The sequence below is a fragment of the Aurantimonas manganoxydans SI85-9A1 genome, assembly GCF_000153465.1.
In the GTDB taxonomy this organism is placed as follows: domain Bacteria; phylum Pseudomonadota; class Alphaproteobacteria; order Rhizobiales; family Rhizobiaceae; genus Aurantimonas; species Aurantimonas manganoxydans.
The window spans coordinates 438,037-456,951 of sequence record NZ_CH672387.1 but is presented as its reverse complement, the minus strand read 5'-3'; the positions used below and the strand labels follow the sequence as shown (position 1 = coordinate 456,951).

Below are 18,915 nucleotides of genomic sequence, written 5' to 3'. Positions count from 1 at the left end.
AGGCTGCGCGGCGTTTTCCATGCACGGCGGGAAAGAAGGCCGGCGGGAGCGATCCCGCCGGCCTCTGTCGTTCCGGTCAGTTCTGGACGGCCTGCACCGAGCCGCCATCGACCCGCATGTTCGAGCCGTTGATGAAGGAGCCGCGCTCCGAGACGATCAGCGCGATCGCGGCGGCGACCTCCTCGGCCCGGCCGCGACGCTTCAGCGCGATGCCCGGACGCTCTTCGTCCAGGAAGCTCTCGACCGCCTCGTCGAAGGAGACGCCCAGTTCCTTCGAGCGCTTCTCCATCATGCCGTCGGTCATCTGGGTTTCGATGAAGGCCGGCGAGACGGTGTTGCAGAGGATGCCGTGCTCGGCCTCCTTGTAGGAAAGGTTCTTCACGAAGGCCGCCAGCGCTGCCTTGGCGGTGTTATAGGTCGCCTCGTCCCAATAGGGCTGCACGGCGTTTTCCGAAGTGATGCAGACGAAGCGGCCCCAGCGGTTCGCGCGCATGGTCGGGAAGGTCGCGCGGGCGACGCGCACCGCCGACATGAAGTCGATCTCCCAGGCTTCCAGATAATCGGCGTCGGCGACCTCCAGCGGATGCCCCTTGGCGCCGGTGATGCCGGCCGTATGCAGGACGATGTCGATTCGGCCGAAGCGATCCAGCGCTTGTTTGGCCATGGCATCAACGGCGGCCTGGTCGGTCACGTCGGCCGCCACGCAGATATAGTCCGCGTCGAGGGAGGCGGCGTCCTTTTCGAGCCGCGTGATCTCCTTGTCGGAGAGCACCAGCTTGCAGCCTTCCGCGGCGAGGATGCGGGCGGTTTCGAAGCCCATGCCGTCGGTGGCGCCGGTGATCAGCGCGACGCGATCCTTGATCTGGAGATCCATGCGGTGTCCTTGCTTTGTGTCTGAGGGTTTCGCGTGACAATGACTGCGGGGAGATTAGGTTTCGCCGCCATGCGGACACGATGCCGCATCCGGGCCGTGCCACGGCCCGGGGGAAGGACGATTCGAGACATGCCCAACCACGACTTCAAGAGCCCGCGCCTGTATCTCGACACGGATCTGGTCGCCGAGACCCCGGTGCCGGCAACGCCCGTGCAGGCGAACTATCTTCTCAACGTCATGCGGCTCGGCGAGGGTGCGCAGGTGCTGGCCTTCAACGGCCGCGACGGCGAATGGCGCTGCGAACTGGTCAAGGCGGCCAAGAAGAAGCTCGACCTCGTCCCGCGCGAAAGGGTGCGGGACCAGACCCCGCCGGCCGATCTGCATTACCTCTTCGCGCCGCTCAAGCACGCCCGGCTCGACTACATGGTCCAGAAGGCCGTGGAGATGGGTGCCGGTGTCCTGCAGCCGGTGATGACCCAGCATGTGCAGGCGACCCGCCTCAACACCGAGCGCATGCGGGCAAATGCGATCGAGGCGGCCGAGCAATGCGGCATCCTGTCGATCCCCGAATGCCGGGAGCCGGTCAAGTTCAACGACCTTCTCGACCGCTGGGACAGCGGCCGCCGATTGATCTTCTGCGACGAGCGGGCCGATGCGGCGAGCCCCATCGATACTTTGCGTGCGCTACCCGAAGGCCCGCACGCCCTGGTGATCGGCCCGGAGGGCGGCTTTTCGGCCGACGAGCGCGAGCGGCTGAACGCCGCCGACTTCGTCACCGCCATCTCGCTCGGCCCCCGGATCCTGCGGGCCGACACGGCGGCGGTGGCCGCCATGGCAGTGCTGCAGGCCGCGATCGGCGACTGGCGGCAAGGTTGAGGCACGCCGCACTGGCCACACCGTCAACACGAATTATGTTGCGGTCCGAGGGGAAAATCGGCAGTGCCGATATTCCCTTGGCGGCACTCCGCCTGCCGGCAGGACCGGCTGAACCATTCGAAGGACGAGCATGGCGCGCGATACGACCGATCTGACGCCGGTCACCTCGGTCGAGGATCTGACCGCTCATCTGGCGACAGGCGAAAAGCCGGCCTCGCAGTTCCGCATCGGGACCGAGCACGAGAAATTCGGCTTCTACACCGAAGATCTGTCGCCGGTGCCCTACGAGGGCGAGCGCGGCATCGGCAAGCTGCTGGAACGCATGCAGGCGCTGTCGGGCTGGGAAGCGATCATCGACGACGGCCGCATCATCGGACTGTTCGGCAGCGAGGGCCAGGGCGCCATCTCGCTGGAGCCCGGTGGCCAGTTCGAGCTGTCCGGTGCGCCGCTGGAGACGATCCACGAGACCTGCCGCGAATCCAACGCGCATCTCGCGCAGGTCCGCTCGGTCGCCAAGGAACTCGGCATCGGCTTCCTCGGCATCGGCTCCTCGCCGACCTGGACGATCGACGAGACCCCGGTCATGCCGAAGTCGCGCTACGAGATCATGCGCCGCTACATGCCCAAGGTCGGCACCCGCGGCCTCGACATGATGTTCCGCACGGCGACCATCCAGGTCAATCTCGACTTCTCGTCGGAAACCGACATGCGGCGCAAGATGCAGACCAGCATGAAGCTGCAGCCGATCGCGACGGCGCTCTTCGCCAATTCGCCCTTTACCGAAGGCAAGCCGAACGGCCTCTGCTCGTGGCGCTCCGACGTCTGGTCCGACGTCGACAACCAGCGCTCCGGCCTGCTGCCCTTCGTCTTCGAGGAGAGCTTCTCCTATCGCGACTATGCCGAATGGGCGCTCGACGTGCCGATGTATTTCGTCACCCGCAACGGCCGCTACACCGATGTCACCGACGTCACCTTCCGCCAGTTCATGGACGGCGCCCTGAAGGGCCGCATCCCCGATCCCGAGCCGCAGCTCGGCGACTGGACCAACCATCTGTCGACGCTGTTCCCGGATGTGCGCCTCAAGACCTTCCTGGAAATGCGCGGCGCCGATGGTGGACCATGGCGGCGCATCTGCGCCCTGCCCGCCTATTGGGTCGGCCTGCTCTACGACGAGGCGACGCTCGACGCCGCCGAGGCGCTGACGAAGGACTGGACCTTCGAGGAAGTCTCGGCGATGCGCGAAGCGGTGCCGCGCGACGGCTTCCGCACGCCGTTCCGCGATTCCAGCGTCCTGGAACTGGCCCGCGAGACGGTGCGGCTGTCGCGTCAGGGGCTCGTCGCCCGCAACCGGCGCAACGAGGAAGGCAACGACGAGAGCCATTTCCTCGCCCCGCTCGAAGAGGTCGTCGCCCGCGGCACCACCTCGGGCGAGGAACTGGTCCGGCTGTTCGAGGAACAGTGGGACGGCTCGATGGAGCGCGTCTTCAAGCATCTGACCTACTGAGCGCCGGCCGGCCGAGCGGCCGCAGCCTCGCCCTTCGACCGTTCCCGCCTGTTGCAGGTCTAGGCTGCAACAGGCGGTCTTGCTTTGTGATTGGCTTTCCCCCGGCGGTTTGACAGGATGATCGGTCTGTGCCCCGTTCTGCCTGGGCACGCCTGCGAGCGAGGTCGCCATGACGGACTTTTTCGACTGGTTGACGGTGAATGACGGTGGCCTCGGTACCGACAGGCTCGCCGATGCCTTCAAGCTGAGCCGCAAGGAGATCCGCCAGACCACGGAAGCCCTCGCCCCGGCCTTCACCCTGGCGCTGCAGCGGGCGATGTCGGACCCGAACGCCTGGTCCGAGGTGTCCCGGCACTTCCTTCCCTTCATGAGTGCCGTCGGCACGCCCGGGCCGGAGACCGCCCGCAGCCCGGCCGCCAAGAACCTCGCCGACAATCTGTTCGGCTCGCGCGACATCTTTCTGGAAGTGGCGCGCAAGGTCTCGACCATCAGCGACATCGCACCCGACACGGTCGAGAAGCTGATGCGCAGCCTGTCGGTGATGAGCATCCAGACGATGATGCAGATGATGCTGGCCAACATGGCACGCCAGCAGCCGGCCGGATTTGCCGAAGGCAACTACCCGGTCGCCATGGCCGAGATGATGCGGCGCAGCGCCAACGCCATGGAAGCCATGGGCCGGCCCTCCGACGAGCCGCATCGGCGCACCAGCCCCGGCGCCATGGGCTCGGATTATCTCACCGGCCTGTTTTCCGACGCGCTCAACGGTCGCCTGCCCTGGCTGCCGCCGAGCACCGGCGAGACCGGCGCCCGCGCCAAGCCGGCGGACCGCACGAACGAGACCCCGGCAGCCTTCGACCCCTTCCAGCCCTTCGACGCGATGATGGCGCATTTCGCCAGCGGCATGTCGAGCGCGGATACGAGCGGCAGCGCAGGCTCGCAGGAGCCCGCGGAACCCGGGGCCCGTACGCCCTCCCAGGAACGGGCGTCCGAAACGACGAATGAGGCCGAGGCGGCGGACGAGGCGGCGGGTGGCTTCGACGATCTCGCCCGGGCCGGCATGACCATGCAGGAAGAGTTCGCGCGGCAGATGCTCGACCTGTTCCAGGGCACCGGATCGGCAAAACCCGCCGGCGACGCCAGCGACGGACCGGGCACCGGGGACAGCCGCAAGACCTAGCCGGCGGGAAGCGGAGCCGGGCGCTGCGTTTCCCTCGCGCCGCCGCGCGCTAGGTCACAGCGTCCAGGGCCGCCCATCCGGCGGCCCGCCCCGACAACACGGCCATCTCCTTGCTCATCTTCTACGCCTTCATCATCGTCCTCCTCGTTCTCATCAACGGCTTCTTCGCCATGTCGGAGCTCGCCGTGGTCTCGGCGCGAAAGTCGCGTGTCGAGCGGATGCGCGACGAGGGCCGGCGCGGCGCCGCCAGCGCCCTCAAGCTGATCGAGGATCCGACGGGCTTCCTGTCCACCGTCCAGATCGGCATCACCCTCGTCGGCATCTTCGCCGGCGCCTTCGGCGGTTCGACCTTTGCCGGGCCGCTGGCCGGGATCATCGAGGACTGGCCGTTGATCGGCCCCTATGCCGGCACCGTCGCCTTCGTCGCCGTGGTCATGGTCATCACCTACCTGTCGCTGGTGGTCGGCGAACTGGCGCCCAAGCGCTTCGCCCTCAGCCGGGCCGAGGCGATCGCCATCAAAGTCGCCCCGATCATGGCGGTGATCGCCAAGGTCGGCGCACCCATCGTCTGGCTCCTGCGGGTCTCGACCAACGCCATCACCAGTATCTTCAGCGACGGCGAGCGCGACGATGGCGTCACCGAGGAGGACGTGCGGGCGATGATCGCCGAGGGCACGCAGATCGGCGTCTTCAAGCCGAAGGAGCGCGAGCTCCTGGAGGGCGTGATCCGCATGGCCGACCGCAATGTGCGCTCGATCATGGTGCCGCGGCCGGGCGTCGTGTGGGTGGCGGTGGACGATGGTCCCGAGGCGGTCTTCGAGAAGATCCTGGAGGCCAATCATTCCCGCTATCCGGTGATCGACACGGAGACCGACGACGTCGTCGGCGTCGTTCAGACCAAGGACATGCTGGAGCAGCAGCGGGAAACCGGCACGGTCGACGTCGCCTCGGTGATGCGCGAGCCGCTCTACGTCCACGAGACGATGCCGATCCTGAAGCTTCTGGAGCGCTTCCGCGCGGCGCAGATCCACATGGCCATCGTCCTCGACGAATATGGCTCCTTCGAAGGCGTCGCCACGCCGACCGACATTCTGGCCGCCATCGCCGGCTCGCTGCCCGAGGGCGACGACCACGATCCGCATGTCGTCGAGCGCGAGGACGGCTCGCGCCTGATCGACGCCGCGATCCCGATCCACCTCTTGGAGAGCGCCATCCCGGAGCTCGAATTCCCCAAGAAGGGGGATTACGAGACCATGGCCGGGCTGGTGCTGGACCGGCTGGGCCATATCCCGGAGGTCGGCGAGCACTTCCAGTGGAAAGGCTGGCGCATCGAGGTGGTCGACATGGACGGGCACCGCATCGACAAGCTTTTGATGATGGCGCCGGACCAGGCACCCTCCAGGCCAACTGACGGCTGACGGCTGGTTTTCGCCCATCGGTATGGGCGGGCTGAATGCAGAACGCGGCGACCGGACTGGCCGGCCGCCGCGTGAATGTCTCGAAATATCGGGCGGGGGCTGGCCCTATTCCCAGTCGTAGCCGCTGCGACGGCGCCGCGCGGCCGCGACGGCGAGCCGCCACGTCGGGTCCTCGCGCCAGTCGGTATGAAGCGCGTCGTGAATGTCGTCCCGCCGCAGGCCAATGTCCTTCAGCATATAGTCGGACATCTCGCTCATCGCGCGGACCTTGCGGCGGTTGAGCATGGTTTTGACGATCGCACGGGCCGCCACGACGAGCAGCTTGGCTGCCTGCGCCGGGTGAGCAAGGGTCGGGCTGAGCCGCGTCTTCGTTGTGATCGCCATGGCCGTGTCTCCTTTCGTGCCATCGGGGTATCGGGAAAAAGGCGGGAGGCCGTCCGCATGCGACAGACCGGCGCTCCCAAGTTCTTCCTGACAGCCACGAAGATATGCGCGCGCTATTGATCAGACCAACGAATGTTAATAATCTCAGCCATCATCATCGGTGATGGAAAAAGCCATGAGCACGCCCCTCGATCTCGACCATCTGCGCACCTTCGTCGCCATCGTCGACGCCGGCAGCTTCACCCGTGCGGCGGACGACGTGTTCAAGACCCAGTCGGCCGTCTCCATGCAGATGCGACGGCTGGAAGAGCGCCTCGGCGTCAGCCTGTTCGAGCGCAACGGCCGCAACATTCGCATCACCAGCGAAGGTGCCCGGCTGCTGACCTATGCGAGGCGCATGCTGGCGCTGAGCCAGGAAACCCTGTCTGCCTTCGACGACGAGGCAATGCAGGGTCATGTCCGGATCGGCTTGCCGGACGATTATGCCGAGCGCTTCCTGCCGGAAATCCTGGCACGGTTCTCGCGCTCGAACCCGCTGGTGGAACTGCAGATCGCCTGCGAGCCCTCCTCCAATCTGGCCGATCATATCGACAAGGGTCGCCTCGACGTGGCGCTGGTGTCGGACTGCTATCCCGGCGCGTCGCTGCCGGAGATCGTGCGCCGCGAGCCGCTGCACTTCGTCACCTCGGCCTCGCACGACACCCACAACGAGGAGATCCTGCCACTGGCGCTCGGCCGGCCGGACTGCGTCTGGCGCCGCGAGGGCTGCGAAGCCCTCGGTCGGATCGGCCGGCGCTACAAGGTGCTGTTCACCTCCTGGTCGGCGCAGATCGTCACCTCGGCCGTTCTCTCCGGCCTTGCGGTCAGCGTGCTGCCCGAATGCGCCCTGCGGCCGGGTATGCGGGTGTTGGGCGAATATGAAGGCTTCCCGACCCTGCTCGACACCGAGATCGGCGTCGTGAAGTCGCGCAATGCCGACGGACCGGTGATCACCGCGCTGGTCGAGCATATCCGCGAGAGCCTCGCCAATCTGTCGCCGCCCGACGGCAAGGCCCGCCCGTCGCGCCTGCCGGAACTGCGGCCCATGCGTCCGGCGCTGGGGAACGGCCGGTTGAAGGTCGCCGGCTGACGGCGGAGCAAAGCGGCGCGGAGCAAGCCACCTAGCGGCGCAGGTTCTTCGCCGTCCCGCGAATGTCGTCCATCTTGGCCGATTGCAGTTCGGCATCGGCAAAATCGGCGCCTTCGACCATCGTGCCGTTGAAATTGGCGCCCGAGGCTTCGAAACGCGTGAGGTCGGCGCCCGACAGATCGGCGTCGGTGAAGTCGGCGAACTCGGCCGCGGCGCGCGACAGATTGGCGCCGGAAAGATCGGCACCGGTGAGATCGGCGGAGTTCAGGACGCCGCGCATCAGGCCCATCGACTGGTTGCGCATGTCGGCGGAAAAATCCGCGCCTTTCATGTTCGCCCGCACGAAGGAGGCGCGACTGAAATCGCCGGCAATCCGCGCCGCCGACAGATCGGCGCCATCGAACGTCGCGTCCTGCATCTGCGACTGGAACAGGCTGGCGCCGGACAAATCCGCCCCGGTGAAGTTCGCCCCAAGGCCCCAGGCCTGGTCGAGCTTGGCCCCGGCGAGACGGGCGTTCGAGAGATCCGTCCCGTTCAGATAGGCACTGGTGAGGTCGGCGTCGGCCAGATCGAGCCTGGAGAGATCGAGGCCATTCAGTTCGGCCCGGCTGAGATCGGCCGGCTCGGCTTTCGTCGCCCTGGCCAGCAGCGTCTCGACTTCGGCCCGGGTCATCGCGGCTTCAGTCATGCGCGGCGAGGTCAGGTCGAGGCCGCGCATCAGATCCTGCCCCGAGGCCGGCACCACCAGCAGCGACACCGCCAGGAGAATGAAGAGAATCAGGGAGAAGACGGCTGGACGCACATGGCGCCGCCGCCGCTCCGTCGCACCGGGCCGTTCCATCATGCGCTCCCAATCGGCCAGATCGTCAGACGACCCTGACACCCGACCTGCCCCAGGGTCAAAGCGCATCGCGGTGATCAGTCAGGCTTGGCATACGGCATTCTGGGCACATTCGCTTGACCCGGGCGCCATGGTCCTGACACTGGAGGCATGAGCCGCAGCCCCGAATCCGCCCCCATGTCGAACGTTGCCGAATACAGCGTCTCGGAAATCTCCGGTGCGCTGAAGCGGACCGTCGAGGAGCGCTTCGGCCATGTCCGGCTGCGCGGCGAGGTCTCCGGCTACCGCGGCCCGCATTCCTCCGGCCACGCCTATTTCTCGTTGAAGGACGACCGCGCCCGCATCGACGCGGTGATCTGGCGGACCGCCTTTTCCAAGCTCGCCTTCAAGCCCGAGGAAGGGCTGGAGGTCGTCGCCACCGGCAAGCTGACCACCTATCCGGGCTCGTCGAAATACCAGATCGTCATCGAGCAGATCGAGCCGGCCGGTGCCGGCGCGCTGATGGCGCTGCTCAACGAACGCCGGCGCAAGCTCGAAGCCGAAGGCCTGTTCGCCGCCGAGCGCAAGCGGCCGCTGCCCTTCATGCCCCGCGTCATCGGCGTGGTCACATCGCCGACCGGCGCCGTCATCCGCGACATCCACCACCGGATCGCCGATCGCTTTCCGGTGCATCTCCTCGTCTGGCCGGTACGGGTGCAGGGCGAGACCTCCGGCGAGGAAGTCGCCCGCGCCATCGATGGCTTCAACACCTTTCCCGAGAGTGGTGCGATCGCCCGGCCGGACCTGATCATCGTCGCGCGCGGCGGCGGCAGCCTCGAGGATCTCTGGGGCTTCAACGACGAGGTAGTGGTACGCGCCGCCGCAGCCTCGGCGATCCCGCTGATCTCCGCCGTTGGCCACGAGACCGACTGGACGCTGATCGACCATGCCGCCGACATGCGCGCGCCGACGCCCACCGGCGCGGCCGAAATGGCAGTGCCGGTGCGAGCCGATCTCCTCGCTGCGGTCGCAGCGCTTGCCGCCCGCCATTCGGGCGCCGTGTCCCGCCGGCTCGACCAGGAGCGTCGTGCCGTCGCCGCCACCGCCCGCGCCCTGCCCTCGCCCGACATGCTGCTGGCGCTACCGCGCCGCCGGTTGGACGAGGCGTCGACTTCGCTCGGCCAGTGCCTGCGGGTGAACCTGTCGGAGAAGCGCCGGGCCTATGGCGAGGTGGCGACCCGGCTGGCGCCGTCCAGCCTCGAAACGCTGCTGCGCGAAAAGCGCGCCGATCTGCGCCATCACCAGAGCCATGCGGCCCACGCCGTGACCGGGCTCGTGCAACGCAAGCGCCAGCGTTTCGAGCGCATTGCCGCCGACCTGCAACCGCACCGCATCAATGCCCGGGCCGAGGCCGCGCGCCTGCGTCTCGGCACGCTCGGCGAGCGGCTGACCGCCGCGCAAGCCCTGGCCGCGACCGGAAGGCGCCAGGCTCTCGCCTCCGCATGGCGGGTCGCCGACAGCCTCAACCCGATGCGGGTCCTGGAGCGCGGCTACACCATCGTGCGCGGACCGGACGGCGAGCCGATCGTGCGGGCGTCGGGACTGGAGCCGGGCATGGCCTTCGAGGTGCAGTTCGCCCATGACCAGCGGCGCGGCGCGGTTGCGACCGGCGAGCCCGTTGCCGGTATTACTCCGGCGGCCGCAGGTGATGCGGCGGCAGAGCCCGCGGAAACGGAACCGCCGAAACCGCGGGCGAAGCGACGTGCTGCCGCCAAAGCCACCGAAGAGGATCAGGGCACGCTGTTCTGAGGCCGGGCCGGAGCGCGGATAATAGGCGGCCCGAAGGCTAGGTGCCACGCCGGGTCGAGGGCACCAGCACTGGATTCATCAGCCGGAATCTGCTTTTCCACGCCCCGAGGCTTGCGGCGCGGCGGCAAACGGTTCCAACACCTTTCGCGCCAGCACGGAACACACGCTGAAGCGGCACGGGACCCGGCAGGGCGGTCGGATGCGATCCACCGGATGCCGGTCCCAGCATACAATCGAGGCGAAGGCACTGCGGTTTTTCGTTATCAATCTCGACCGGTCGACCGAGCGATGGCACGAGATCGCCCAGTCGGCTGCTGACATCGGCGTCGACGTCACGCGGGTTCCCGGCACCGACGGCGCGGCCATTCCGGTGGCCGAATGGCGCGACGTCGATCACGACCGCTTCCGGCGAAGCCACGGACGGATCATCCTTCCGGGCGAATATGGCTGCTATCGCAGTCACCTTGCGGCCCTGCAGGCGGTGATCGATTCCGGCGAGACGGTCGCGGTGATCTGCGAGGACGACATCATCCTGAAGCCCGAGACGCCCGCCGCCGTCGCCGCTATCCTCGAACAGAAGCCGGACCTGCACGTCCTCAAGCTCGCCAATCATCGCATCCGCGGTTTCGTCTCCCATGGTGGCGAGGGCGTCGGGAAATTCGGACGTTGCGTTCACGGCCCGCAGGGATCGGCCGCCTGCTACGCCGTCACCCGCGAGGGCGCCCGAATCCTGCATGATGCCCTCCAGACCATGTGGCTTCCCTGGGACATCGCCTTCGAGCGCGGCTGGGCGCTGAACGCACGGATCTACACGGTTCCGCGCAAGGTCATCGGCTTCAGCAAGCTGAGCCGCGGCTCCACCATCACCACCAGCCGGAGTTCCGACTACAAGAGCTCGAAGATCCCCCTCTTCCAGCGCACGCCCACTCTCCTGTTCCGCGCCTTGGATTATGTGCGCCGCGCGGCCTACGCCTTGAGATGAGTGGTGGCCTGACACGGGCAGCGCAGGCGGCGATGCCGACGCTCACGGTTCTCCTGATGCTCGGCCTGGTTTCGGCCGTCTGGGTGGAGAGCGACCTCTATCGCTATTGCGCGCCGTTTCTCCTGCTCCAGGCCCTTGTCACCTTCGTCAGAACCGACGAGCGGCCGTCAATCGGGATCATGGGCTGGCTGTGCATCGCCTGGGTGGTCTACATCCTCCTGCGCAACGCCGCCGTCTTCGTGCTGGCTCCCGACATGGCCGGAGGTTCGGCCGAGGGGATCTATCTCTTCCCGCTGGTCTACCCGACGCTGGGCTACGCCTTCTTTTTGAACTGGCGGCGAATGCCGGCGACAGCCTGGGGGTTCCTGGTGATCAGCCTGATCGCCCTTCTGGCGAGCCTCGAGCCGCAAACGATGCTGTCGGGCGATCGCGCGCCGCTGCTCTTCCACGGCAATCCCATCCATGCATCGGTCGGCGCCGGCCTGATCGCGCTGGCAGCCATCAGCTTCGGCCTCTATCTCGCGCGGCCGGGACCGCGCCACAAGGGCCTGCGGCTCGGCGGCATCGCCCTTTGCGTCATCGTCGCCGGGCTGTGCTTCCTCGGCATTGCCGGCGCGTTCTCCAAGGGCGTCTGGCTGGCGCTGCTGGGTGCCCTGCCGGTCCTCTTTGCCATGGTTTTCACCGAGCGCACGCAATTGCGGCACTGGCTGCTCCTGGCTGCGGTCATGGTCGCCGCGGCGATCCCGTCGGTGCTTTTCTATCCGGAGATCTCCGCCCTGATCGCGCCGAACATCGCCACCGCCATCGCGTTTGTCGCGGGGGCGACCGGCAGTGGCGATCCGCTTGCCGCGGTGGATGCGCTGATCGCCTCGGGCAATGTCCCGTTCAGTCTCCACGAGCGGCTGATGATCTGGATGAATGGCTGGGAGATCTGGCGCACGAACATCGTTGTGGGAACAGGGATCGCCTGGGAGGCGCTCTGGGAGACGACCAGCTACGCGGGCGTCGGCTACAAGCTGATGCACAATGGCTACCTGGAGGTGGCCGTGCGCTACGGGCTCGTCGGGCTCGGCTTCTATGCCGCTCTCATGGTCTGGAGCCTCCGCCAGGCCTTCGTCTGCCGCGCCCGTGGCCTGATCCCGTCATCGGCGCTGGTCCTCTACGTCACGGCGACCGCCTTCTTCGCCCTGACCATGCTGACCAATTCCAACAACCGGCTGGCGATCGGCGAATCCTTCATGCTGGTCGCGGCCGGCTTCGGCTTCTGCTGCTTCTACCGCCTGCAGCAGGCATCGCGGGAGGCCGACTCCGCCGGGCGTGCAGCCCGGGCCGGATAGGCGCACACGCGCCCGCCGCCGCCATGGGCCGCAGCGCCGGCAAACCCGGCGCGCCGAGACGCAGCCATTCGCTGCGTCACCGAACCGATATCAATGTGGAAAAGGGATGGTACGGTTGGGTGGTCTCGAACCACCGACCTCCGGAGCCACAATCCGACGCTCTAACCAACTGAGCTACAACCGCACAACGGGATTTCGCCCGCGCAGTGACGAGATAAAATCTTTCGCCCCGCGGTGCAAGCCCGGATCGGAGCGAAGGCCGGAAAAGTCCGTCATCGGCTTTCGCATGGGACAGACCGGCTTTCCTGAACCCGCATGTGGCCGCGGGGAGGCATCAGAGAACGCCCGGTGCCTTTGAAGACGTCGGGCGCCTGTCGCCGGGACGATGCCCGGCCTCATCGCTCAGCCGGCGGAAGGCTGACGCCCCGCCGGCCCATCGCGAAGAATCAGCGGGCGTTCTTCGAGGCCTTCTCGAAGGCATCGCGGCCCGGCTTCATCATGTCCTTGGCGACCGACTGGGTCAGCGCCTGCATGTCCTTGGACTGATCCGTCGCCATCTCGATCTGCTTGCGGACATAGGCCGTCTGCATCTCGATCACTTCGGCGAAGGACTTGGCGGACATCATCTTGTCGAGATGCTGGAAACCGGCCTCGGCGTTCGAGCGCATCGCGTCGATGGCCTTCTTCGACAGCTGGAGCGAACCCTGATGGGCGTTCTCCATGGTCGATTCCAGTGCCTTGGTCGCCTCGTCGGCCGCCGACTTCATGCGGCTGTAGGCTTCCTTGGACTGCTCCATCGACTTCTGCGTCATGGCGCGGAAGGTCTCGTTCATCTGCGAGGGATCCATGCCCATCATCTGCGGGTTCGGCATGGCGAAAGGATCCTGGGAATTCTTGGCGTCGGCCATCTGGGTGTCTCCTCTATCTGGGTAACTATCATTTGGCCGCTGCGTCCCAAAACGCCTGCGACTGCCTTTTACTTAATCACTATTTTTGTGCAGTGCAACATTCAGCGTCCGGATATTCCGCAACTGCCCACTCGTTAACCCTCAATCGCAACTCCTCGCCCCGCAAGCCGGAAGAATCTGGATTCGTCGGAAGCCGGCTATTATGAATCCATTCTTAAGATCGGCTCTGGAACCGTCCCTCACGACTCAACATATGAGCGTGAAGAATGTTTGGAAGCGTTGCTTATGGCGACATCAACGGTGCCAATCGCAATGGCGATCATGGCCCATCGGACGCTGCGCGAGGCCAGTGACGCGGGCATGCCGCTTGCTGTCTTCACGTCCGACCTGACCCGTCTCCTGTGGGTGAGCACCGCCGCGGCCGAGCTGCTGGGCCTGTCCGCGGCCGGGCCGCAATCCTCCGACGCCACGCCGAATTCCGCCATCATCCGCCAGATCCGCGCCTCCGGCCGCATGCTCGCCCGCACCGGCTCGGCGAAAGCGCGGGTCACCTCGCCGGCGCGGTCCGGGCTGGGCCGGCCGCTGAACGCCGAACTCCTCACGATCACGGGCGAGACCTTCGGAGAGGCCGTCCTCGTGACGATCGCCGATCCGTCCGCGACGCCTCGGAAAGCAGCGCAGACCGCCCGCGACCTTCTGGCCGAAAGCGGCATGTCCAACGCCGCCGTTCTCTCGGCCGAGGGTGACGTCGCCGCGGTTGGAGACAATGCAGCGGACGTCGCCGTCGACGCGTCGCAGATCGCCGAATTCCTCGCATCGGCGGACGACCACCGCACCATCACCGCAAACGACGGGAGCGCCACCGTCGTCGCACGCCTCGCCGGCGACCATGTTCTGGCCTGGACGCAGAGCCCGTCCGAGGCTTCGGATTCCGACGCTTCGTCCACCGACGCCGCCGAGATGGCCCAGCCGGTCGCCGACGCGCCGGAGGCCACCGCACCGGAGCGCGAACTCCAGCCTCCCGAGCACGACCGCAAGATCGGCATGAGCGCGATCCTGCAGCGCTGGTACTTCCGCAACACCGGCGCAGCCGACGCGCAGCGCACGCAAGCCGCCGAACAGGCCGAACAGTCCGGGTCTCCCGGAGAAAGCGAATCCATGCCATCCGGCGATGATCGTATGGCGACGCCCGCCGAGACGCCCGGCCCCGGCCCGCAGCAGCCCTACGGCGCGCGCTCCGGCCACAGCGGGTCTATCGACCGCCCGGCGGACGCAGCCCCGTCCGAGCCCCGCCGCATGCGTTCCATCTGGGGCCCCGCGCCGTCACCGGCGACCGCCGAGAGCGAAAGCGGGACGCTGACCGAGACAGAGGAAACGCCGGAGACCCGGGCGCCTGCAGCCGAGACGTCGGACGCCGTGGAGCCCGACGTGATGGCGACCGAGCCCCATTCCGAGGCTGCGACCCAGGATACGCCCGACGCGGCGGTGCCGGCCATTCCCGACGTCGAAGACGACAAGGCTGACACAGTCGACACCATTTCAGCTCCCGCCCAGGCCGACAGTCCGCCCGCCGCCCGCGGGACCCGGCCGGTGCTGGCCTCGGATTTCCGCTCCTACCCTGACACCGGGAGCGCGGCGGACGGCTCTGGCGCCCCCTTCGAGCCGCGTTTCGACGTGGCGCCCGTGCGCTTCGTCTGGCGCATCGACAGCGAAGGCCGCTTCCGCTCGCTTTCGCCGGAATTCGCCGCCGCCGTCGGACCGCGGTTTGCCGACGTGATCGACCGCCGTTTCGAGGAGGTCGCAGAAGAATACGGGCTCGATGCGGATGGCGACATTCGCCGGCTGCTGGCCAAGCGCGACACCTGGTCGGGACGCACGCTGGAATGGCCGGTGGAGAATTCGACCCGGCGCGTTCCGGTCGAGCTGGCCGCCCTGCCCGTCTACGCCCGCGACCGCAGCTTCGATGGTTTCCGCGGCTTCGGGATCGTGCGCCTTGCCGACGCGGTCGAGGCACCCGTTGCCGTGGCCCAGGAGGAGCGCGTCGAAGAGGTCGCGCAGGAGCGGCAGGACCTGACGCTGGAGGGCGGGGCCCGGGCCCTTCTGAAGCGCATCTCGGCCGAGGAGCCGCCGGCGCCCTTCGGCCGCCGCGATCCCGACGCCCGACCGACGCCGGAAACCAGCGACCGCGCCGAGAAGATCATTCGCCTCGAGGAGCGCCGCCGCTCCAAGGACAGCCATCTCAGCCAGTCCGAGGAAGCGGCGTTCCGCGCCATTGGCGAAACCCTCGGCGACGACGATCGCATCGGCGGGCTGGAAGGCGCGATCCGCACCGCCAGCCGCCGCATCGGCGAGTTCGAGGACGAGGCCCGCGACGCCGAGCCCATCGAAGTTGCCCCGGACGCGAATGACGATCTCGAATTGATTGATGGCCCCGGCGCAATCTGTGCAGGCGACGAGGCCGACGAGGCGGCGTTGAACGCTGATTCCGGCGATCAGCCCGACGATATCGTCACCGAAGCGCGCGTGTCGGACGATACTGACGTCTCGGCATCGCTACCCGAAGTGCCGCGCGGCATCGCACCGGCCGAACAACCGTCCCTGCCGGACGTCACCGCGCAGGCCGGCGACAACGAGCCAGCTTTGGCCGCCCCCGTCGAAGCCACGGTGCAGCCCGCCGATAAGGCGGCCGCGGAGCCCGCCGTCACCGACGGCGCGGACGAGCCGGCCGACCCTGTCGACGCAGACGAGGACGACACGGACGAGCCCGAACTGCCCGATCACGCTCAGCTCCTCGCCGATCTCGCCACCGTCTATGGCTGCCTGCCGCTGCCGGTCCTCGTCCAGATTCGCGAGACCCTGGTCTACGGCAATCGCGAATTCTTCGACCTGACCGGCTATGACGACATCCCCGCCCTGGCCGAGGCCGGCGGTCTCGCCCGCCTGTTCGACGGCGACGACCGGGCGGCGGGTTCGGGCGAGGTCGCGATCCGCCGCGTCACCGGCGAGACGCTGGCCGCGCGCAGCCACATGCAGCGCTCCACCATCGCCGGCCGCTCCTGCCTGGTCATGTCCTTCTTCGCCTCGCCGAGCCTCAGCGCCGCGGCGCTGCGTTCCGAGCCTGAGGTCCCGCCGCAGGGCGACGCGGCAGAGACGGATGCCGACCTGGTTGCCGAGGTGGAAGAGCTTCAGGCGGTCCTGTCGGCGGCCACCGACGGGGTTGTCCTGATCGATCGGGAGGGCATGATCCGCTCCATGAACCGGGCGGCGCACGCCCTGTTCGGGATCGGTGCGGACGATGCGGCCGGCCGGCCGTTCGTCACGCTGCTTGCCCACGAAAGCCAGAAGCCGACGCTCGAACACATCGAGACGCTGCGCACCGCCAGCGCCACGGCGCCGCGCGACGACGGACGCGAAGTCATCGGCCGCGTCGCCGAGGGCGGCTTCGTGCCCCTGTCGGTCAGTTTCGGCCGGCTGCCGGAAGAGCGCGGCTGGTGTGCCGTCATCCGCGACATCTCGAGAGCCAAGCGCGTCGAGCAGGAGCTGATCAAGGCGCGCAGCGAGGCCGAGGCCGCCAGCCTGCAGAAGAGCCAGTTCCTGGCCAATGTCAGCCACGAACTGCGCACGCCGCTCAACGCCATCATCGGCTTTGCCGACGTCATCGCCACCGAGTGCTTCGGCCCGATCGGCAACGAGCGCTATCTGGAATATCTCGACGACATCAAGCGGTCGGGCCATCACGTGCTCGACCTCGTCAACGACCTCCTCGACATCTCCAAGATCGAGGCCGGCAAGCTGGAACTCGCCTTCGAGGCGGTGTCGCTGAACGAGGTGATCGGCGAGGTCGTCGCGCTGATGCAGCCGCAGGCCAATCGCGAGCAGGTCATCGTGCGCTCCAACCTTCCCTCCTCGGTGCCGCCGGTCGTCGCCGACCGCCGCTCGATGCGGCAGATCGCCCTCAATCTGGTCTCCAACGCGGTGCGCTTCACCCCGGCCGGCGGGCAGATCATCGTCTCGACCAGCTATTCTCCCGAGGGCGACGTGGTGGTGCGCTTCCGCGACAGCGGCATCGGCATGAGCGAGGACGAGATCGAGATTGCGATGATGCCGTTCCAGCAGGTCAATCCGGGCAACCGGCGACGCGGCGAGGGGACCGGTCTCGGCCTGCCGCTCACCAAGGCGCTGGCCGAAGCCAACCGCGCCGGCTTCGCCATGTCCTCGACGCCCGGCGAAGGCACGCTGGTGGAAATTTCGTTTCCGCCCCAGCGGGTTCTGACCGACTGACGCCTCCGCGACCGGCAGCCGGAACCGGGCCGTCGCCGGCGGCCCAGTTTAGAATTCTTCTAATACATTGATTTTACTGGCCTATCGATCGGCAGGGTGTTGCGCTGGGCAGCGCCATCCGGCATAGGTGAGTGGCTGCCGCAAGATTTAGCGGCCTCGCCATTCAACGGTCTCCGGATCGCCTGCCTGTCAACGTCGCGTTCGCCGGTTTTCGGCATCGCGCAGCATGGGAAGAGATTTTCATGATGCCCAGCATCTCCCGCCGCCTCGCCCTGTCGACGGCCGTTCTGGTTGCGGCCTTCGCGCCGGCTGTCGCCAGCGCCGCCGACGTCAACATCTACACCTCGCGCCAGCCGGAGCTGATCCAGCCGCTGCTCGACGCCTTCACCGAGGAGAGCGGTCTCACCACCGCGACGATCTTCATCGACAAGGGCCTGGAAGAGCGGATCGCGGCCGAGGGCGCCAATTCGCCGGCCGACCTGATCATGACCGTCGATATCGGCCGCCTCGACGCCGCCAAGCAGGCCGGCGTCGTCCAGCCGGTCGAGGACGAGACCCTCGAGAAGAACATTCCGGAAGCCTATCGCGACAGCGAGAAGGAATGGTTCGGCCTCACCGCCCGCGGCCGCGTCGTCTACGCCTCCAAGGAGCGCGTCGATGCCGATGCGCTGACCTACGAGGAACTGGCCGATCCCAAGTGGAAGGGCCGGCTGTGCACCCGTTCGGGCCAGCACCAGTACAACATCGCCCTGATCGCGGCCTATATCGCCCATAACGGCGAAGAGGCGGCGCGCGAGTGGGTGACGGGTCTGCGCGACAATCTCGCCCGCCGGCCCGAAGGCGGCGACCGCGACCAGGCCAAGGCGATCTTCGCCGGCGAATGCGACGTCGCGCTGGGCAACACCTACTATGTCGGCAAGATGGCGACCAACGAGAAGGAGCCGGAGCAGAAGGAGTGGGCGGACGCCATCAAGGTGATCATGCCGACCTTCGAGAACGGCCTGACCCACGTCAACATCTCCGGCGTCGCGCTGGCCAAGAACGCGCCGAACCGGGACAATGCCGTCAAACTGATGGAATTCCTGTCCGGCGACGAGGCGCAAAAGATCTACGCCGAGCTGAACTATGAATATCCGCTGGAGCCGGGCATCGAGGCATCCGAACTGGTCAAGTCCTTCGGCGACCTGAAGCCCGACACGCTGCCGCTCGACGAGATCGCCAAGTTCCGCACCAAGGCCTCCGAGATGGTCGACGAGGTCGGCTACGACAACGGGCCGCAGAGCTGAGCCCATCTGACATGCTAACAGGACGGCGCCCGGGCGGGTTATCCGCTGCGGGCGCCGCTCCGTTGTCTCCACACGGCCCGGCCGCGACGCGCCTTCACCCAGGTGCATTCGCGAGACCGGGCCTCAT

The 18,915-nt window shown here is 67.3% G+C and carries 14 protein-coding genes and 1 tRNA gene; 10 read left to right on the top strand and 5 right to left on the bottom strand.

From position 1 onward, the window contains the following. Positions 1-76: 76 nt before the first annotated feature. Entirely contained in the window at positions 77-874 is a 798-nt protein-coding gene (locus tag SI859A1_RS02365) for an SDR family NAD(P)-dependent oxidoreductase (protein ID WP_009208272.1), read from the bottom strand. A 129-nt stretch (positions 875-1,003) separates the two neighbouring features. Here SI859A1_RS02365 and SI859A1_RS02360 point away from each other — a divergent pair, with 129 nt between their 5' ends. The 4 genes from SI859A1_RS02360 (at position 1,004) to SI859A1_RS02345 (ending at position 5,852) form a co-directional block, all read left to right on the top strand. Further along, the gene (locus SI859A1_RS02360; RefSeq protein WP_040325069.1) at positions 1,004-1,750 is read left to right on the top strand and encodes a 16S rRNA (uracil(1498)-N(3))-methyltransferase; all 747 of its coding nucleotides are present in this window, start codon (positions 1,004-1,006) and stop codon (positions 1,748-1,750) included. A 130-nt stretch (positions 1,751-1,880) separates the two neighbouring features. Beyond that, positions 1,881-3,254, top strand: a complete 1,374-nt coding sequence (locus tag SI859A1_RS02355) for a glutamate--cysteine ligase (RefSeq protein WP_009208270.1) — start codon at positions 1,881-1,883, stop codon at positions 3,252-3,254. A gap of 169 nt (positions 3,255-3,423) precedes the next feature. After that, a complete protein-coding gene (locus tag SI859A1_RS02350; RefSeq protein WP_009208269.1) occupies positions 3,424-4,434 on the top strand; it encodes a hypothetical protein in 1,011 nt (336 codons plus the stop codon). Between the two features lie 110 nt (positions 4,435-4,544). Continuing rightward, positions 4,545-5,852: a hemolysin family protein gene (locus SI859A1_RS02345; protein ID WP_009208268.1), complete on the top strand. Its 1,308-nt coding sequence runs from the start codon at positions 4,545-4,547 to the stop codon at positions 5,850-5,852. Positions 5,853-5,957: 105 nt separating this feature from the next. On the opposite strand, the gene SI859A1_RS02340 is transcribed toward SI859A1_RS02345, so the two are convergent. Next, positions 5,958-6,236 carry a DUF1127 domain-containing protein gene (locus SI859A1_RS02340; RefSeq protein WP_040325067.1) on the bottom strand — a complete coding sequence of 93 codons (279 nt, stop codon included), beginning with the start codon at positions 6,234-6,236 and terminating at the stop codon, positions 5,958-5,960. Positions 6,237-6,411: 175 nt separating this feature from the next. Here SI859A1_RS02340 and SI859A1_RS02335 point away from each other — a divergent pair, with 175 nt between their 5' ends. Then, a complete protein-coding gene (locus tag SI859A1_RS02335; RefSeq protein ID WP_040325065.1) occupies positions 6,412-7,365 on the top strand; it encodes a LysR family transcriptional regulator in 954 nt (317 codons plus the stop codon). A gap of 31 nt (positions 7,366-7,396) precedes the next feature. On the opposite strand, the gene SI859A1_RS02330 is transcribed toward SI859A1_RS02335, so the two are convergent. Beyond that, positions 7,397-8,209 carry a pentapeptide repeat-containing protein gene (locus SI859A1_RS02330; RefSeq protein WP_244400874.1) on the bottom strand — a complete coding sequence of 271 codons (813 nt, stop codon included), beginning with the start codon at positions 8,207-8,209 and terminating at the stop codon, positions 7,397-7,399. 147 nt (positions 8,210-8,356) lie between these two features. Between SI859A1_RS02330 and xseA the strand changes: the two genes are divergently transcribed. The 3 genes from xseA to SI859A1_RS02315 all read left to right on the top strand — a co-directional run bounded on the left by xseA (position 8,357) and on the right by SI859A1_RS02315 (position 12,313). Beyond that, positions 8,357-9,994, top strand: a complete 1,638-nt coding sequence (xseA, locus tag SI859A1_RS02325) for an exodeoxyribonuclease VII large subunit (protein ID WP_009208264.1) — start codon at positions 8,357-8,359, stop codon at positions 9,992-9,994. Between the two features lie 199 nt (positions 9,995-10,193). After that, positions 10,194-10,976 (top strand): glycosyltransferase family 25 protein, encoded by a 783-nt coding sequence (locus SI859A1_RS02320; protein WP_009208263.1) that lies wholly within the window; start codon positions 10,194-10,196, stop codon positions 10,974-10,976. Positions 10,977-11,008: 32 nt separating this feature from the next. Further along, complete coding sequence (locus tag SI859A1_RS02315; RefSeq protein ID WP_040325062.1) at positions 11,009-12,313, top strand: O-antigen ligase family protein; 1,305 nt, start codon at positions 11,009-11,011, stop codon at positions 12,311-12,313. Positions 12,314-12,420: 107 nt separating this feature from the next. Here SI859A1_RS02315 and SI859A1_RS02310 read toward each other — a convergent pair. Together SI859A1_RS02310 and SI859A1_RS02305 are read right to left on the bottom strand one after the other, a co-directional pair. Further along, a tRNA-His gene (locus tag SI859A1_RS02310) sits at positions 12,421-12,497 on the bottom strand. 262 nt (positions 12,498-12,759) lie between these two features. Further along, on the bottom strand, positions 12,760-13,221 hold the full coding sequence (locus SI859A1_RS02305) for a phasin (RefSeq protein WP_009208261.1): 462 nt from the start codon (positions 13,219-13,221) through the stop codon (positions 12,760-12,762). A gap of 321 nt (positions 13,222-13,542) precedes the next feature. Here SI859A1_RS02305 and SI859A1_RS02300 point away from each other — a divergent pair, with 321 nt between their 5' ends. Beyond that, positions 13,543-17,502: an ATP-binding protein gene (locus SI859A1_RS02300; protein WP_161600102.1), complete on the top strand. Its 3,960-nt coding sequence runs from the start codon at positions 13,543-13,545 to the stop codon at positions 17,500-17,502. A gap of 242 nt (positions 17,503-17,744) precedes the next feature. Then, positions 17,745-18,788, top strand: a complete 1,044-nt coding sequence (locus tag SI859A1_RS02295) for a Fe(3+) ABC transporter substrate-binding protein (protein WP_009208258.1) — start codon at positions 17,745-17,747, stop codon at positions 18,786-18,788. Positions 18,789-18,915: the final 127 nt, after the last annotated feature.

Excerpts from the sequence above, each read along its gene's own strand:
- SI859A1_RS02365 (WP_009208272.1), bottom strand. The coding sequence starts at position 874 with ATGGATCTCCAGATCAAGGATCGCGTCGCGCTGATCACCGGCGCCACC.
- SI859A1_RS02360 (WP_040325069.1), top strand. The coding sequence starts at position 1,004 with ATGCCCAACCACGACTTCAAGAGCCCGCGCCTGTATCTCGACACGGAT.
- SI859A1_RS02355 (WP_009208270.1), top strand. The coding sequence starts at position 1,881 with ATGGCGCGCGATACGACCGATCTGACGCCGGTCACCTCGGTCGAGGAT.
- SI859A1_RS02350 (WP_009208269.1), top strand. The coding sequence starts at position 3,424 with ATGACGGACTTTTTCGACTGGTTGACGGTGAATGACGGTGGCCTCGGT.
- SI859A1_RS02340 (WP_040325067.1), bottom strand. The coding sequence starts at position 6,236 with ATGGCGATCACAACGAAGACGCGGCTCAGCCCGACCCTTGCTCACCCG.
- SI859A1_RS02335 (WP_040325065.1), top strand. The coding sequence starts at position 6,412 with ATGAGCACGCCCCTCGATCTCGACCATCTGCGCACCTTCGTCGCCATC.
- SI859A1_RS02330 (WP_244400874.1), bottom strand. The coding sequence starts at position 8,209 with ATGATGGAACGGCCCGGTGCGACGGAGCGGCGGCGGCGCCATGTGCGT.
- xseA (WP_009208264.1), top strand. The coding sequence starts at position 8,357 with ATGAGCCGCAGCCCCGAATCCGCCCCCATGTCGAACGTTGCCGAATAC.
- SI859A1_RS02320 (WP_009208263.1), top strand. The coding sequence starts at position 10,194 with ATGCGATCCACCGGATGCCGGTCCCAGCATACAATCGAGGCGAAGGCA.
- SI859A1_RS02315 (WP_040325062.1), top strand. The coding sequence starts at position 11,009 with ATGCCGACGCTCACGGTTCTCCTGATGCTCGGCCTGGTTTCGGCCGTC.
- SI859A1_RS02305 (WP_009208261.1), bottom strand. The coding sequence starts at position 13,221 with ATGGCCGACGCCAAGAATTCCCAGGATCCTTTCGCCATGCCGAACCCG.
- SI859A1_RS02300 (WP_161600102.1), top strand. The coding sequence starts at position 13,543 with ATGGCCCATCGGACGCTGCGCGAGGCCAGTGACGCGGGCATGCCGCTT.
- SI859A1_RS02295 (WP_009208258.1), top strand. The coding sequence starts at position 17,745 with ATGATGCCCAGCATCTCCCGCCGCCTCGCCCTGTCGACGGCCGTTCTG.